Raw genomic sequence first — 15,059 nt, 5'->3', positions numbered from 1 at the left:
ACTGCCACGGTCGCCACGGTCGCCACGGCGCAAGGCCGCTACCGGCCCCGCTACACCGCAGCCACCGACACGGAGGACTTCCCCGCGAACATCCGTGAGACCGGGCAGCGGGCGTGCGCTGCCGCGGCGAGTTCTGCGGCCTTCCCCTCGCTCTTACCCGCAAAGTGCAGTTCGGCATGCGCACGGAACTCGAACGCTGCCCCGTCCAGGCGTTGGTGCAGGGTGATGCGCGTGCGCACCCGCACCTCCACTCCGGGCCCGGCGACGATGCGTGCCGAGGCGCTCAGGCAGGTTGCCCACGCGAGTGCGAGGAGCTGTTCGGGATTCGTTCCCGCCTCGGCATTCTCACCGAGGGGTGAGCGCACGTCGACGTGCATCCCGCCCTCGACCCAGCTCTCACCGTTGGCGCCGCCGCGATTTTCGGCGTGGGTGGAATAAATCGCCGGCCCGAACTCGTTATCACTCACGCGGATCCCCCTGTCGCCTTGTATTTACGCGAGGCAAAGCATATATTGAACTGCGTCCAGCAATCATTTGCTCGCGGGTATCTGATTCCCCGTCCTCAACCGAGTAACGTCATATCCCTATGCTTTCATCAAACACGACCGCCGCAAACGCGGTCGAGTTCCATTCCGTAACACGGCAATTTGGTGACAGCACGCATCCCGTTACCGCACTCGCCGACGTCAGCTTCGCAATCCCCAGGGGATCAGTCTTCGGAGTCCTCGGTGAAAGCGGCGCCGGGAAGTCGACGCTCCTGCGCATGATGAATGGGCTCGATCATCCCACCGAAGGCAGGGTACTGGTCGGCGGCACGGATCTTGCGACGCTCACGCAGAAGCAACTCAATCGGATGCGTCACAAGATTGGCGTGGTCTTCCAGGCCTTCAATTTGGTCGGCAATCTCACCGTCACCCAGAATGTGGCCCTGCCGCTGAAGCTGCAAAAGCTCAAGGACCCGCAGAAGGTCGAGGACATGATCAACTTCGTTGGTCTCGGGCATCGAGCGGGACACTATCCGGCACAGCTCTCCGGCGGCGAAAAACAACGAGTCGCCATCGCCCGAGCGCTCGTCACGAGCCCCCTGCTCCTGCTCTGCGACGAACCAACCTCGGCGCTCGACACGCACACCACCGGCGAGATTCTCGATCTGCTGCGCTCCACTCGCGATCGTTTCGGCACGACCATCGTGCTCGTCACGCATGAGTTGGATGCGGTCAAAGCCATCTGTGATCAGGCGGCAATTTTTGAGACCGGCCATCTCAAGGACATCGTGTCGGTCAACGCCTCACACGCCGAAAGCAGTCAGACCTATCTCGACCACGTCCGGACGGTGCTCGGCGAATGAATATTCTCGATGAGATACAGCGCATCTTCGGCGAATATGGCAGCGAGATCGGTGTCGCGATGGCCGAGACCGGCTACATGGTTGGGGTGTCAATCCTCGTCGCGGTCCTCTTCGGACTCCCTCTGGGTGTGCTCATCTACCTCACCCGTGCGGGCGGACTGACGCCGAACCGGACGCTCTGGAACCTTGGCAATTTCTACGTCACGGTGGTGCGGTCATTCCCCTTCCTGCTGTTCGTGGTCTTCATGATTCCGATCACCCGAGCCGTATTCGGGACGAGCTTCGGCACCGTTGCGGCTACCTTCCCGCTCGCCTTCGTCGCGGTCGCCATCTACGCGCGATTCGTCGAACAGATCCTGCTCGAACTGCCAAGCGGACTCCTGCAGGCCGCGGCATCGATGGGGGCTTCCGTGCCGCAGACGGTGACCCGCTTCCTGCTCGTGGATGCGCGCTCCGGGCTCGTATACGCCCTGACCTCGGCGACCATCAGTTTCGTCTCCTACTCCGCCGTATTGGGCGTGGTCGGAGGCGGTGGCGTCGGCGACTTCGCGATGCGCTACGGCTACCACAAGTACGACTTCATCCTCATGTACACGGTGATCGCGCTGATCATCATCGCAGTGCTGCTACTGCAGAGCCTCGGTAACCGTGTCTCACGCGCCCTCGACCGGCGTTAGCGCCGTCATCAACACCAGTTAGTAACCAGATTAGGAACCCTCGCATGACCTTCCTCACCTCCTCGAAGCGCAATCCGCTGAAGCTTGTGACCGCCACCGCCGCGGTCCTCGCGCTCGCACTCACGGGCTGCACCAGCAACAGCGACGATGACGCGGCGGCGGAGACCATCACCCTCAAGGTGGCGGCCACCACGACCCCGATGACCGATGTGGTTGAAGCCGCGGCCGAGGCAATTGACGGCCCCTATGAGATCGAGATGATCGAAGTTGCCGACTACGTACAGCCAAACTCGATGCTGCAGAACGGTGAGCTCGACGCGAACTTTGTGCAGCACCCGCCGTTCATGGAGGAATACAACGAGGCGAACGGCGCGACGCTCGTCGCGGTCGAACCGGTCTACCTCACGCAGGTCGGCATGTATTCCTCCAAGCACGACAGCTTTGACCAGGTGCCCGAGGGCGGCCAGATCGTCATCCCGCAAGACACCTCCAATCAGGCTCGCGCGCTGCTGATGGTGCAGGATGCGGGACTCATCACCCTCGATCCCGAAGCCGACGAGCTGACGGTCACCGTGGCCGACATCACCGATAACCCGCTGAACCTCACCTTCACCGAGATTGACATCATGTCGCTCGTGGCGGCATACCCCGAGGCAGATGCGGTGTTCCTCCACCCGACCTTCGCTCGCCAGCTTGAGCTGACCCCGGAAGATGACGCGCTCATCCTCGAACAGGACCCGCGCTTCGCGGTGAGCCTCGTCACGCGCGCCGAGGATGCTGATTCTGAAGCAACCGCGGCACTCGTGGACGCCTTCCACAGCGACGAGGTGCGCGCCAAGCTCGAAGAGCTCGGCGTACCCGCAGCGTTCTAGCCCCGACGTTCTAGTCCGAGCCGGCGCCACCGGCACCAGCGAATTCCTGGATCCGCGTCCCGCATAGCCCGGGCCCTGACTAGTCTGGTCCCGGCCTTGCGACTAGTCCGGGCCAGCCTAGTCCAGGCCCTGAGATGGCCGGTTCGGGCGCTCGCTGAGGCCGGTGGCGCGATCGCGTCGCTCGCGGCGGCCCAACAGGGATGCTGGGCGTAACGCATCGCGACCGAACTTCGTGGTTGCCTGGTCAATGGCGCGTTCGGCAGAGTCCCACTCATCAGCGTGATGCTCATCCCAAAGCGTCAGCATCATGCCCTCGCCACCCTCACTGAGCTGGTCGGCACGCACGCCGATGAGTCGCACGGCCTGGCCCTCCCGGTGGGCTTCATCGAGCAGGCCGCTGGCCGCTTTGAAAATCGTCAGGCCCGTGTCGGTGGGCCTGGCCAGTCGCGTTTGCCGGGTAATGGTCTCGAAACTCGACCAACGCAGCTTCAAGGCCACGGTACTCGCGACGAGGCCCGCTTTTCGCAGTCGCGTGCCCACGGCATCCGCCTGGGCCCGGACTTCACGCTCGAGGTCCGCGTGCGAGGTGACCTCGTCGAAAAACGTCTGTTCGTGCGAGATCGATTTCTCGGCGCGCTCGGTCTGTACGGCGCGCGTATCGCGTCCCCAGGCCAGCGCCGAAAGTCGGCCCGCGTTCGCCTTGCCAACGATCCGCTCGAGCACCGGCACTGGAGTGTGCGCGAGCTCAAACACGGTGTGGATGCCGCGGCTCGCGAGGCGCTTTTCGGTCGCGTCCCCGACACCCCACATCGCACCCACCGGCAACTGGTGCAGGAACGCCAAGGTGTCTTGGGCGGGGATCACCAGCAAACCATTCGGTTTGGACTTCCCACTGGCAAGCTTCGCGACGAACTTCGTGGCCGCAACGCCCACCGAACACGGTAGCCCTGTGCGTTCAAGCACGCGCGCACGAATCAGTTTGGCGATTACGGTAGGCGAGCCGAAGAGCTTCGTTGCGCCCGAGACATCCAAAAAAGCCTCGTCGATCGACAGCGGCTCAACCAGCGGGGTGATCTCACGGAAAATGTCCATCACCACGCTGCTCGCGGCACGGTACTTTTCCATATGCCCGGGGAGCATCTCTAGGTGTGGGCACAGCTGCAGGGCACGCCCAATCGGCATGGCCGAACGCACCCCGAACGCGCGCGCCTCATAGCTCGCGGAGGACACCACACCCCGCCCGCTCGCGCCACCCACAACCACGGGCTTACCCCGCAGATCGGGGCGATCGAGCAATTCCACCTCGGCGAAAAAGGCGTCCATATCGACATGCAGGATCGTTGCGCTGGCATCGTCGGCAGCCACACCCACGGCTCGCGCCCCAAAATCCTTCTTCGACATGTTTCTATTCTCGCCTGTGCCAGCGACATTGATTTGCATCCGCATAGACTCTGAGCATGGATGCGAAGCAGATGAACGCCACCCGCTCGTGGACGAAGCACTACGCCGAGGGTGTTCCCACCGACATCGAACCCGTGACCGAATCGCTCTACGACGTGCTCGCGCAGCGTGCCAACACCTTCCCCGATTCCCCCGCCCTCGAGTTCTTCGCTGCCGAGCTCACCTTCGCGCAACTCCACGAACACGTGCTGCGCTTTGCCAACGGTCTGCGCCGGATTGGCGTGAAGCGCGGCGACCGCATCGCGCTGGTCATGCCGAACTGCCCACAACACGTGATCAGCTACTTCGCAATCGTCCGCCTCGGCGCGATCGTGGTCGAGCACAATCCGCTCTACACCCGCAGCGAGCTACTCACCCAGTACAAGGACCACGGCGCGACCATCACCATTGCCTGGGACAAGGTCGCCCCCACCGTGCAGTCACTCGCGGGCGAGGTCGACCTACAGCACGTGATCGCAGTCAACATGACCAAAATGATGCCGCTGAAGCTCCGGCTGATGCTCTCACTGCCGGTGAAGAAGGCGCAGGAGTCCCGCGAAAAGCTCACCGGCAAGGCGCCCGGCACGGTGCCCTTTGAGAAGCTCCTGCGCCAGCAGCCCGTGCCCGAGTCCCTCCCCGGCCCTGCGGCAAGCGACGTCGCGTGCCTCGCATACACCTCCGGCACCACCGGCACCCCAAAGGGTGTCATTTTGACGCACGCCAATTTGCTCTCCAACGGCCGTCAGGGCGCGGCCTGGATGCCCGATTTCCGACCCGGCAAAGAGACCATCTACTCCTTCCTGCCGCTCTTCCACTCCTTTGGGCTGCTGCTGGGCCTGACCTACGGGGTGGTTTCCGCATCCCGGGTCACGCTCTTTCCGACCTTCGACCCGGATCTCATCGTCGATGCATCCAAGAAACACCCCGCGACGTTTATCCCCGGCGTGCCGCCAATGTACGACCGCCTCGCGCGAGTCGCGCGGCAGAACCCCGACCTCGACCTCAGCCAGGCGACCTATGCCATGTCCGGCGCCATGACGCTGTCGGATGCGGTGGTCGATCGCTGGGAGGCGGTCGCCAAGGGCAAACTCAATGAGGGCTACGGGCTGACCGAGGCAGCACCCTTCCTCTTCGCCAACCCGTTCTCGGACAAGCGCAAGATCGGCACCATTGGCCTGCCCTGCCCATCCACCCACATAAAAGTGGTGGACCCAGAAAACATCGAGCGCGAGGTGGAGCTCGGCGAGACCGGCGAACTGCTCGTGAAGGGACCACAGGTATTCCAGGGCTATTGGAATAACCCGGAGGAGACCGAGAAGGTGCTGCTGGCCGAAGGTTGGCTTCGCACCGGCGACCTCGTCACGCAGGATGTGGATGGTTTTGTCACGATCGTTGACCGTAAGAAAGAGCTCATCATCACCGGCGGCTATAACGTCGCGCCGACGGAAGTCGAACAGGTGCTGAACTCCTTCACCAGCATCGCCGAAAGCGCCGTGGTCGGGATCGCACGCGGAAGCTCGGGGGCGGAGATCATCACCGCGGTGGTCATCGTCGCGGACGGTGAAGAATTTGATGAGGCGGAAGTTCGCGCCTACGCACGCGAGCACCTCGCCGAACACAAAGTTCCCCGCAACTACATCGTCTGGGATGAGCTCCCCAAGTCGCTGCTGGGTAAGGTGCTGCGTCGACAGGTGAAAGAGAAGATCATCAATGGCTAATAACCCCCTCGACCATTCGAATGTGCCTGAGCTGGGTGACATCGACAAGCTGCCGCCGCTGGAGTCCTTCCTCGAGACGCTGAACCTCGTCGACACCGGTGCTCGCACGAGTAATGACATTTTTACGGGCAAGAGCCAGTGGATGCCGCACGGACGGATCTTTGGCGGTCAAGTTTCGGCACAGTCGATCATTGCTGCGAGCATGACCGTGGATGAATCCCGCCCCATGCACTCAATGCACGGGTATTTTTTGCGGCCGGGCGATGTGCGGTATCCGATCACCTTCGCGGTCGACCGCATCCACGACGGGGGTTCTTTCAGCACCCGCTCGGTGCGGGCGTACCAGCACGGCAAGCAGATCTGGTCAATGATCGCGAGCTTCCAGGTGGAGGAAGAGGGGCTCAGCCACGCTGTCGAAATGCCGCACGGCATTCCCGACCCGGAAACGCTCGAGAGTGAGGCAAGCCAGGTGGCGGTCGCGGGTGAGTCGCTGGCGAATTATTGGGTCCACCGCCGCCCGTTTGCGATGCGCCACGTGGATGGGCCGCTCTATCTGCAGCCAGCCGAACGCCGCAAAGCCACCGAGACGGTGTGGGTGAAAGCACAGGGCGCGCTTCCCGATGACCCGGCGGTGCACCGGGCAGCGCTTTGTTATGTCAGCGACTACTTGATGCTCGACCCGATGCTGCGCCGCCACGGGCTCACCTGGATTGATCGCCGCATCCGCGTGGCGAGTCTCGACCACGGGCTGCGCTGGCACCGCTTCGCGCGGGCCGATGAGTGGCTGCTGTTCGAGTTGGAATCACCCTCGGCACAAAACGGTCGGGGACTCGCCAACGGGCGCTTCTTTGACCGCCAGGGGCGACTGATCGCGTCGGTCTCCCAAGAAGCCATGTTCCGGCTCAAAGAGGGCTAGGAGGCCCGAGTTGAGCCCCGCGGACCGGGCTCGCTGATATAGCGCCACGGACGGGTTGCGGCCTCGAGGCGGTGCCGGCCGGTGCCGGTACCCCCGACGTCTTCGAAGGCTGCGTCACCAAACCAGCAAAAGAGCTTGCCGCCATCGCGCACGCGGGTTTCAAAGTGCTCGAAGGGTTCCGCCGCACAGCGTTCGAGGGCTTCCTCGGCGGTCGCGGAAGCACTGATCTGAAAGAGGGTGACCCAAGTTGGCGGCGTGAGGACGATGTCTTCACGAGCGTGCGCTTCAAGCATCGCCGCCGGGTTCACCCACTCGAGTTTCACGACTTCAACTTCGTGGGGCACGGTCTGGCCACCGGGGTTCGGGCCCATAAAAAACCAAGTGCGATATCGCGGAGTTACTCCCTGCGGCGGGCTCCAGATCGCGTGCGCGACGAATGACTCCGGATCGGGACGCAATCCGGTTTCTTCCCAGGTCTCCCGCACCGCGGCCGCCAGCGCCGCCGCGCCCTCAGCCTCGTTCGGGGCGATCCCGATTTCCTGGTCCTGCTGTTCGACAGCCCCACCGGGCCAGACCCACGCATCCGCAAAGGAACCGTTGGCGGGGCGCTTCATCATGAGCGTCTCGAGGCCCGCCTCGCCATCACGCAACAAGATTGCCGTCGCCGCAAGTCGAGTTCCCGTCCGATCCGCTGACTGCATGTCGAACATGCCTCCTCAAATGTCGTGCTTGAGCATCAAGTGCGTGCATCGCAGACTACCTTTTCTGCGTCGCACGCACGAGTAGCCTGTATTCATGACCACATTCGATGGCCCCAAAAATCTAGTTCAATGCATCCTGGCGCCAAATCCAAACCACATGACGCTCCAAGGAACAAATTCATACGTGATTGGGACCGGGCACGGTGGTTCCGTGGTGGTTGACCCCGGTCCTGATATCCCCGAGCATCTCGAGGCAATCCTGGCAGCGGCGGGTGAGGTCGAGCTGGTGCTCTTCACTCACTGGCACAGCGATCACACCGAATCGATAGATCGATTTCTTGCGATGACCGGTGCTCCTGCACGCGCGCTGCGTGACGACTTTACCCGTAATGCTGAGCCCTTGCGAGACGGCGAGCAGATCGAAGCCGCCGGTACCACCCTGCACATCCTCGCGACCCCCGGTCACACCTCGGATTCGGTCAGTATTGTGCTCCCGGAATTCGGTGAACACGGCGCGATTCTCACGGGCGATACGATCCTTGGCGGCTCGACCACAATGATCGACCACCCCGATGGTTCCATCGCCGATTTCCTCGACTCGCTCGACAAAATCGAGGCACTCGGGGACGCGAAAATCTTTCCCGCACACGGCCCGGCCATCGATAGCGCCGCCCAGGAAGCGCAAAAGATTCGTGTGCACCGCCAGCAGCGACTCGCACAGATCTCAACCGTGCTCGCGGAAAATGGGGAGAGCGCCGACGTGGACGAAATTCTTGCGATCGTCTACGCCGACGCTCCCGAACGGGTGAAAGCAGCCGCGCGACAGTCAATCGCCGCGCAGCTGCGCTACTTGCAGGGCTAGTTGCCCGCCGCACGCTCCAGGATCAGTTCCCGCACGCGCTTGGCGTCGGCCTGACCGCCCATTGCCTTCATGACGGCACCGATGATGGCACCCGCGGCCTGGACCTTACCGTCCTGGATCTTTGCGAGCACATCCGGCTGCGCGGCCAGGGCTTCGTCGATGGCGCTAATGAGGGCGCCGTCGTCGGAGACCACCGCGAGGCCGCGGGCCTCAACGACCTCACGCGGCGAGCCTTCGCCGGCGAGTACGCCCTCGAGCACCTGGCGGGCGAGCTTGTCGTTCACGGTGCCCTCGGCGATCAGCGCCTCAATCTCCGCGATCTGTGCCGGGGCTGCGAGTTCGGACGGATGCACGCCTCGCTCATTCGCGATCCGGCTCACCTCACCGAGCCACCACTTGCGGGCCCCGGTTGGGGTCGCACCGGCGGCTACGGTCTCGGCTACCGCGTCGAGCAGGCCACCGTTGACGATGTCCTGGAACTCCTGGTCACCGAAGCCCCAGTCCTTCTTGAACCGGCGGCGACGCAGCACCGGTTGCTCGGGCAGCGCATCCCGCAGCTGCTGGACCAGCTCGGCCGTCGGTTCGATCGGCATCAGGTCCGGCTCCGGGAAGTAGCGGTAGTCATCCGCATCCGATTTCGGGCGCCCGGAGGAGGTGCGGCCGGTGTCCTCGTGCCAGTGACGGGTCTCCTGCAGGATCGAACCACCGGCAGCGAGAATTGCAGCCTGGCGCTGGATCTCATACCGCACGGCACGCTCAATCGAGCGGAAGGAGTTCACGTTCTTCGTTTCGGTGCGTGTGCCGAGCTTTTCCTCGCCGCGCGGGCGCAGCGAGACGTTCGCGTCGCAGCGAAGGTTGCCGCGCTCCATCTGCGCCTTCGAAATGCCCAGGCCCCGGACAATGTCGCGGATGGTCGAGACATACTGTGCGGCCAGCTCCGGAGTGCGTTCCTCGCCACCGAAGATGGGCTTGGTGACGATCTCCACCAGCGGCACCCCGGCGCGGTTGTAGTCCACCAGTGAGGAGCTCGCGCCGTGGATACGGCTCGCGTTACCACCCACGTGGGTGAGCTTGCCCGCATCCTCTTCCATGTGGGCACGCTCGATGTCGACGAAGAAGACCTTGCCGTCTTGCAGCTCGACCTCGACCTTCCCGTCATAGGCGATCGGGTCGTCGTACTGCGAGATTTGGTAGTTCTTCGGGTTGTCCGGATAGAAGTAGTTCTTCCGCGCGAAGGTGGTCGTTTCGGCGATCTCACAGCCGAGCGCGAGCCCGAGCGAAATCGAATAGCGCACGGCCTGCTCGTTCACGACCGGCAGCGTGCCGGGAAGCCCGAGGTCCACCGCACCAATCCAGGTGTTCGGGTCCTTATCGTTGTTCTCGTACGCCGGGTTCGGCGTGGGCGAGAACATCTTCGTCTTGGTCGCGAGTTCAACGTGCACCTCGAGACCAATGACCGGCTCGAACAGTTCGAGCGCCTTGTCGTAATCCATCAATTCTGGCTTGGCCATTAGCGGTTCGACTCCTTCGATACTGCACTTGCGAGCTCGGGTACCTGCGTGTGGAAGGGCTTGCCCCATTCGGCTTCGAGTGCTTGCTCGAGCGCGGCACTCACCTGGTAGAGACGGGCATCCTCGCGGGCGGGTGCCATGAACTGCATCCCGACCGGCAGGCCACCGGCAAGACCGCCCGGCAGCGAAATTGCCGGTACCCCGGCAAGGTTCGCGGGAATCGACGTGAGGTCCGAGGTGTACATGTCCTTCGGTTCAGTCAGTTCACCGAACTTCTTCGCACCGCTGAGCGCGGTCGGAGTGAAGAGCACGTCGACCTGCTTGAACGCATCTGCAAAATCGTTCTGCACGAGCGTGCGGACCTTCTGGGCCGAACCGTAGTAAGCGTCGTAGTAGCCCGAGGACAGCGTGTAGGTGCCCAGCACGATACGACGCTTGACCTCCGGGCCAAGTGCCGCGGCGCGAGTCGCGCTCATCACGCGCTCGACATTCGCGTTCTGCTGTTCCGGGGTCACCCGCACGCCGTAGCGCACCGAGTCATAGCGGGCGAGGTTACTGGAGACCTCCGAAGGCATCAGGATGTAGTAGGCCGCCACCGCGTATTCGAAGGACTTCGTGTCAATCCAGGTGACCTCGGCGCCGAGTTCCTTGAGCAGATCAATGTTCTGCTGGAAGAGTCTTGCGACCTCGTCCTCATACGCATCGCCTTCGGCAACCTGCCGCGGGATACCGATGCGCAGGCCCTTGATGGAGCCCGGCTGCTGACCGGCGCGCGCGGCATCGGCCAGGGATGCCCAGGCCTCGGGCAGCGAAGTCTGGTCGCGCTGGTCGTGGCCACCGATGACGTCCTGCAGCAGCGCTGCGTCGAGCACGGTGCGGCTCGCGGGACCGATTTGGTCGAGCGAAGAGCCCATGGCAATCGCACCGTAACGGCTCACCGCACCGTAGGTGGGCTTCACGCCCACGGTGCCGGTGAAGGATGCCGGCTGGCGGATCGACCCGCCGGTGTCAGTACCGAGGGCGATCGGCGCCTCATAGGCGGCAACGGCAGCGGCCGAGCCACCACCCGAACCGCCCGGTACGCGGTCGAGGTCCCAGGGGTTGTGCGTCGGGCCGTAGCCTGACATCTCGGTGGATGCGCCCATCGCGAATTCATCGAGGTTGGTCTTGCCGAGAATTGGCAGGCCGGCTGCGCGCAGCTTTTCGACCACGTGCGCGTCATAGGGCGGCACCCAGCCTTCGAGCACGCGGCTCGCCGCGGTGGTCTCGAGGCCCTTGGTGACGATATTGTCTTTGACCGCCACGGGCACACCCGCGAGCGGCGAAGTGGCGGTGCCCTCGGCACGTGCCTTATCGGCTGCCTCAGCCTGTGCCAGAGCGCCATCGGCATCCACCGTGAGGTATGCCTTGACGGCGCCTTCAACATCCGCGATGCGGTCGAGGTGAGCCTGGGTGGCGGCAACCGAGGTGGTGTCGCCCGAAGCGATCGCTGCGGCAAGCTCCGCGGCGGTGAGTGTGGTGAGATTCGTCATTCGTCGCTCCTAGTGCTCGTCACCGAGAATTGCGGGAACACGGAACTGCTCCTCGTCATGGTCGGGGGCACCCGCGAGCGCGTCGGCACGGTCAATGACCTGACCGGGCTCATCGGCGCGCAGCACGTTACTCATGACGTGCGGGTGGCTGGCCGGTGGAATTTCGGGAGTTGCCACTTCGCTCACCTTCTCGATGAGGAACTGGATGGACCCGAGTTGTTCGGTCATGACGGCGACCTCGTCTTCGGTGAGGTCTATGCGCGCGAGGTTGGCGAGGTGCGCAACATCGGCAGCGGTAATGTCGGACATAGTGCTCCGTCTTCGAATGCGAATACGACGCACGCCAGTCTAGTTGCTAGCTCGCTTGACGCTGCACCTGAAGGGTCCGTTCCCGCAGACCAATGAAGCGACCGCCCTCATCCGACTCAATTTCGATACCGCCAGCGGGACTGCCAACCATAGCAGTGAGCGGGTCATGCGAGGTGACGAGGTAATCAAAACCGTTGCGGCGCGCATAGCATTCGAGCGCATCCAGGTGGTTATCCGTGACGCCCAGGTCGGTGGCTTGCATAGCCACTTCAACGAGGTCGTGCGAAGACAGCGGGCGAAGCTGCCCCATGTCCACCGCAAAGACGAGGCTCAATCCGCGCCCCGCATCCACCGTGAGGGTGTGGGAGACCTGACCAATGGTCTGTGCCGCGAGCCGCAGTACGAGCGAGGGCGTCTCTGAGAGGGTAATTACCGGGGTCGCAAGTTCCGGGATACCCACGGCAAGGCCCTTGTCGAGCACTGCCTGAGCGAGACGGAGTGCCTGCGTGGGGAAGCGCTCAATATTGTCTTCCTGCCAGCCCCACATCCAGGTGCCCGCGGCATGCGCAATTGAGCCGATGAGTTGGATGGGATAGGTGAAGTTGCCGTAGGCGGTCGCGAAGGTCACCGAGGCTGCGGGCAAGTCCACCTGCCATTGTGAGTCCAAGGTCAAGGCGGTCATTTCAGTTTCCGCATGAACATGCGTGAACAGTGACATTGCGGCTAAATCGCGCAATTTTTCACTGATCATGGAGCTCCTTGGTGATGGGAATTCGGGGGCAAATCCCGGATAAGAGTATCGGAGTCATTTTTCACCGCGAAGCTAAATCCGGTTTTGTGTGCGAAACGATATAAAGTCTCGGCCCAAAACCTCAAGGATTGGTGAGGCCCGCAACAGCGTCTGGACCGCCCTCGAGAAGTGCTCTAAAGCCATCGGCATCCAGGACCGGAATACCGAGCTCTTCCGCCTTGGTGAGCTTTGAGCCGGCACCGGGGCCCGCCGCCACGAAGTCGGTTTTCTTGGACACGCTGCCCGCGGCCTTACCCCCGGCGGCGATAATCGCTTCCTTGGCCCCCTCGCGGGTAAACCCTTCGAGGGTTCCGGTGGCCACCACGGTCAGACCGGTCAGCGGCCCGGCAATCTCTTCGGCCTCTCCGGGTCCCGGATGCCCGGGGGTTGCGAACCGTACGCCGGCGGCGCTCCAGCGTTCGATAATTTCGATGTGCCAGTCCACCGCAAGCCAGTCGGTGATCGACTCGGCGATGATCGGCCCGACCCCTTCGACGCTCGAAAGCTCTTCCACCGAGGCCGCCCGAATCGCCGCGAGTGATCCGAACCAGTCGGCGAGGGCACGCGCCGCAACGGGGCCGACGTGACGGATATTGAGCGCGACAAGTTGCCGCCACAGTTCCTTGGTCTTTGCCTTCTCGAGTTCGGCAAGCAGCTTTTCGGCTTGCTTGCTCGGGCTATAGACGAGGTGGTCCTTCTTGATCTTCGCGGCCCGACGCTCGGCTGCGGTCATGTTCTCGGAACCCGGCGGATAGGTCCGCGTACTCGTCCGGAAGGGGGTGCGCTGCCGTGGCGCGCCGTCATCGTCAACGCGCGGCTCACCCGTCTCCGAGTCGCGCACCGTGACGACGATCGGCACCAGCTGGTCGAGCTGCAGGTCAAAGAGCCCCGCCTCGGTGGTCAGCGGCGGCACCTCGGGCACATCCGGCTGGGTCAGCGCCGCGGCGGTCACCTCACCGAGCACCTCAATATCCAAGCCCTGCCGTGACCCGATGTGTTCCACCCGGCCGCGTACCTGCGCGGGGCAGCTGCGCGCGTTCGGGCAGCGTAGATCAACATCGCCCTCTTTCATGGCGCGAAGTTCGGCGCCACACTCGGGGCACTGCGTCGGCATCACAAATGCACGAGCATCCGCCGGGCGCTTATCCAGCACCGGTCCGAGCACCTCCGGGATCACGTCTCCGGCCTTCCGCAGCACGACCGTATCGCCAATCAGCACACCCTTGGCCTTCACAACATCCTGGTTGTGCAGGGTCGCAAAGGTGACAGTGGAGCCGGCCACCTGCACCGGACTCATCACGGCGTACGGGGTCACCCTGCCGGTACGGCCGACTCCCACGCGAATATCAAGCAGTTCGGTGTGGACCTCTTCGGGCGGGTACTTATAGGCGATCGCCCAGCGCGGGGCGCGCGAGGTGGCTCCGAGTTCTTCATGCTGCGCGAGATTATCGACCTTGACCACGATGCCGTCGAGTTGGTGCTCAATGCTCGCACGGCGCTCACCGAACTCGCTAACGTAGGCCAGCACATCCTTAATCGAGGTGCACACTCGCGAGTGCGGGCTTGTCGGCAACCCCCAGGAGGCAAGCAATTCGTATACCTCGGACTGATTTGCCACCGGCGGGTTTTCCCAGGCACCGATGCCGTGCACGTACATGCTGAGTCGGCCGAGCCGCGCGCGCATGAGGTCCAGGCGCTCCGGAGATTTTCCCTCTGCCTTTTGCCGCAGCGAACCGGATGCCGCGTTCCGTGGGTTCGCGAAGGCGGCCTCCCCCGCCTCCACCTGCGAAGCATTGAGCTCAGTGAAGTCGTCAACCCGGAAGAACACCTCGCCGCGGATCTCGACGACCTCGGGAAGCTGCGCCTGATCGCCCCGAAGTTGCTGCGGGATCGCGTGAATGAAGTCGACGTTCTCCGTAACATCTTCACCCGTGCGACCATCACCGCGGGTAGCGGCTTTGGTGAGCTTGCCACGCTCATAGGTCAGGCTGATTGCGAGCCCGTCAATTTTGAGTTCGGTGAGCCAGTCCACCTTGCCGCCCGCGGCGGCGCCCGCGCGCACAAGCCAGGCTTCGAGTTCCTCGGTCGAAAAAACATTGTCGAGCGAGAGCATCCGCTCAAGGTGCACCACCGGTGCAAATAGCGTGGATGCGCGACCTCCGACGGTCTGGGTCGGTGAGTCCTGAGAGCGAAGCTCGGGATGCGCATCCTCAAGCTCGCGAAGCTGCGCCATGGCGGCGTCGTACTCCGAGTCCGGGACCTCCTGGACGTCTTTGGCGTAGTAGCTATCTGCCCAGGTGGCAATCTGCTCCCGTAGCCGATCGACCTCGGTTCTGGCCTGCTCGAATTCACTCACGCCGGTCTCGCTCGACATCGCCCTACT

General features: G+C 63.3%; 14 protein-coding genes. 6 read left to right on the top strand and 8 right to left on the bottom strand.

The window, feature by feature from the left end; translation table 11 throughout:
- Window positions 1-50 precede the first annotated feature (50 nt).
- On the bottom strand, window positions 51-467 hold the full coding sequence (locus F8O05_RS09510) for an OsmC family protein (protein ID WP_158052491.1): 417 nt from the start codon (window positions 465-467) through the stop codon (window positions 51-53).
- A 119-nt stretch (window positions 468-586) separates the two neighbouring features.
- On the opposite strand from F8O05_RS09510, the gene F8O05_RS09505 reads away from it, so the two are divergent.
- Genes F8O05_RS09505 through F8O05_RS09495 form a run of 3 tightly spaced genes read left to right on the top strand, consistent with a single transcriptional unit; the run spans window position 587 to window position 2,897 of the window.
- Complete coding sequence (locus F8O05_RS09505; RefSeq protein ID WP_158052490.1) at window positions 587-1,348, top strand: methionine ABC transporter ATP-binding protein; 762 nt, start codon at window positions 587-589, stop codon at window positions 1,346-1,348.
- Complete coding sequence (locus F8O05_RS09500) at window positions 1,345-2,025, top strand: methionine ABC transporter permease (RefSeq protein WP_158052489.1); 681 nt, start codon at window positions 1,345-1,347, stop codon at window positions 2,023-2,025. Before F8O05_RS09505 ends, F8O05_RS09500 begins: the two co-directional genes overlap by 4 nt.
- A gap of 44 nt (window positions 2,026-2,069) precedes the next feature.
- The gene (locus tag F8O05_RS09495) at window positions 2,070-2,897 is read left to right on the top strand and encodes a MetQ/NlpA family ABC transporter substrate-binding protein (RefSeq protein ID WP_158052488.1); all 828 of its coding nucleotides are present in this window, start codon (window positions 2,070-2,072) and stop codon (window positions 2,895-2,897) included.
- Between the two features lie 117 nt (window positions 2,898-3,014).
- Here the strand turns inward: F8O05_RS09495 and dinB are convergent, their stop codons facing one another.
- Window positions 3,015-4,298 (bottom strand): DNA polymerase IV, encoded by a 1,284-nt coding sequence (gene dinB, locus F8O05_RS09490; protein WP_158052487.1) that lies wholly within the window; start codon window positions 4,296-4,298, stop codon window positions 3,015-3,017.
- Between the two features lie 56 nt (window positions 4,299-4,354).
- Here dinB and F8O05_RS09485 point away from each other — a divergent pair, with 56 nt between their 5' ends.
- Window positions 4,355-6,055 (top strand): AMP-binding protein, encoded by a 1,701-nt coding sequence (locus F8O05_RS09485; protein ID WP_225735828.1) that lies wholly within the window; start codon window positions 4,355-4,357, stop codon window positions 6,053-6,055.
- Window positions 6,048-6,971, top strand: coding sequence for an acyl-CoA thioesterase (locus tag F8O05_RS09480; RefSeq protein ID WP_158052486.1), 924 nt, complete (start codon window positions 6,048-6,050; stop codon window positions 6,969-6,971). Before F8O05_RS09485 ends, F8O05_RS09480 begins: the two co-directional genes overlap by 8 nt.
- On the opposite strand, the gene F8O05_RS09475 is transcribed toward F8O05_RS09480, so the two are convergent.
- Window positions 6,968-7,681 (bottom strand): NUDIX hydrolase, encoded by a 714-nt coding sequence (locus F8O05_RS09475; RefSeq protein ID WP_158052485.1) that lies wholly within the window; start codon window positions 7,679-7,681, stop codon window positions 6,968-6,970. The genes F8O05_RS09480 and F8O05_RS09475 overlap by 4 nt on opposite strands.
- 148 nt (window positions 7,682-7,829) lie before the next feature.
- Between F8O05_RS09475 and F8O05_RS09470 the strand changes: the two genes are divergently transcribed.
- The gene (locus F8O05_RS09470) at window positions 7,830-8,534 is read left to right on the top strand and encodes an MBL fold metallo-hydrolase (RefSeq protein WP_225735827.1); all 705 of its coding nucleotides are present in this window, start codon (window positions 7,830-7,832) and stop codon (window positions 8,532-8,534) included.
- On the opposite strand, the gene gatB is transcribed toward F8O05_RS09470, so the two are convergent.
- The 5 genes from gatB to ligA all read right to left on the bottom strand — a co-directional run bounded on the left by gatB (window position 8,531) and on the right by ligA (window position 15,050).
- On the bottom strand, window positions 8,531-10,045 hold the full coding sequence (gene gatB / locus F8O05_RS09465; RefSeq protein WP_158052483.1) for an Asp-tRNA(Asn)/Glu-tRNA(Gln) amidotransferase subunit GatB: 1,515 nt from the start codon (window positions 10,043-10,045) through the stop codon (window positions 8,531-8,533). The two genes, F8O05_RS09470 and gatB, sit on opposite strands and share 4 nt — an antisense overlap.
- Entirely contained in the window at window positions 10,045-11,577 is a 1,533-nt protein-coding gene (gene gatA / locus F8O05_RS09460) for an Asp-tRNA(Asn)/Glu-tRNA(Gln) amidotransferase subunit GatA (RefSeq protein ID WP_158052482.1), read from the bottom strand. Before gatA ends, gatB begins: the two co-directional genes overlap by 1 nt.
- A 9-nt stretch (window positions 11,578-11,586) precedes the next feature.
- Entirely contained in the window at window positions 11,587-11,886 is a 300-nt protein-coding gene (gene gatC, locus F8O05_RS09455) for an Asp-tRNA(Asn)/Glu-tRNA(Gln) amidotransferase subunit GatC (protein ID WP_158052481.1), read from the bottom strand.
- Between the two features lie 46 nt (window positions 11,887-11,932).
- Entirely contained in the window at window positions 11,933-12,604 is a 672-nt protein-coding gene (locus tag F8O05_RS09450) for a DUF6882 domain-containing protein (RefSeq protein WP_404811370.1), read from the bottom strand.
- 154 nt (window positions 12,605-12,758) lie between these two features.
- On the bottom strand, window positions 12,759-15,050 hold the full coding sequence (gene ligA, locus F8O05_RS09445) for an NAD-dependent DNA ligase LigA (protein WP_158052479.1): 2,292 nt from the start codon (window positions 15,048-15,050) through the stop codon (window positions 12,759-12,761).
- Window positions 15,051-15,059: the final 9 nt, after the last annotated feature.

The organism is Gulosibacter chungangensis (assembly GCF_008831155.1).
Classification (GTDB): Bacteria; Actinomycetota; Actinomycetes; order Actinomycetales; family Microbacteriaceae; genus Gulosibacter; species Gulosibacter chungangensis.
Note: the sequence above shows the minus strand (reverse complement) of the source record. Positions and strands in the feature narration are given on the sequence as shown.

Excerpts from the sequence above, each read along its gene's own strand:
- F8O05_RS09505 (WP_158052490.1), top strand. The coding sequence starts at position 587 with ATGCTTTCATCAAACACGACCGCCGCAAACGCGGTCGAGTTCCATTCC.
- F8O05_RS09500 (WP_158052489.1), top strand. The coding sequence starts at position 1,345 with ATGAATATTCTCGATGAGATACAGCGCATCTTCGGCGAATATGGCAGC.
- F8O05_RS09495 (WP_158052488.1), top strand. The coding sequence starts at position 2,070 with ATGACCTTCCTCACCTCCTCGAAGCGCAATCCGCTGAAGCTTGTGACC.
- dinB (WP_158052487.1), bottom strand. The coding sequence starts at position 4,298 with ATGTCGAAGAAGGATTTTGGGGCGCGAGCCGTGGGTGTGGCTGCCGAC.
- F8O05_RS09485 (WP_225735828.1), top strand. The coding sequence starts at position 4,355 with ATGGATGCGAAGCAGATGAACGCCACCCGCTCGTGGACGAAGCACTAC.
- F8O05_RS09480 (WP_158052486.1), top strand. The coding sequence starts at position 6,048 with ATGGCTAATAACCCCCTCGACCATTCGAATGTGCCTGAGCTGGGTGAC.
- F8O05_RS09475 (WP_158052485.1), bottom strand. The coding sequence starts at position 7,681 with ATGTTCGACATGCAGTCAGCGGATCGGACGGGAACTCGACTTGCGGCG.
- F8O05_RS09470 (WP_225735827.1), top strand. The coding sequence starts at position 7,830 with ATGACGCTCCAAGGAACAAATTCATACGTGATTGGGACCGGGCACGGT.
- gatB (WP_158052483.1), bottom strand. The coding sequence starts at position 10,045 with ATGGCCAAGCCAGAATTGATGGATTACGACAAGGCGCTCGAACTGTTC.
- gatA (WP_158052482.1), bottom strand. The coding sequence starts at position 11,577 with ATGACGAATCTCACCACACTCACCGCCGCGGAGCTTGCCGCAGCGATC.
- gatC (WP_158052481.1), bottom strand. The coding sequence starts at position 11,886 with ATGTCCGACATTACCGCTGCCGATGTTGCGCACCTCGCCAACCTCGCG.
- F8O05_RS09450 (WP_404811370.1), bottom strand. The coding sequence starts at position 12,604 with ATGTCACTGTTCACGCATGTTCATGCGGAAACTGAAATGACCGCCTTG.
- ligA (WP_158052479.1), bottom strand. The coding sequence starts at position 15,050 with ATGTCGAGCGAGACCGGCGTGAGTGAATTCGAGCAGGCCAGAACCGAG.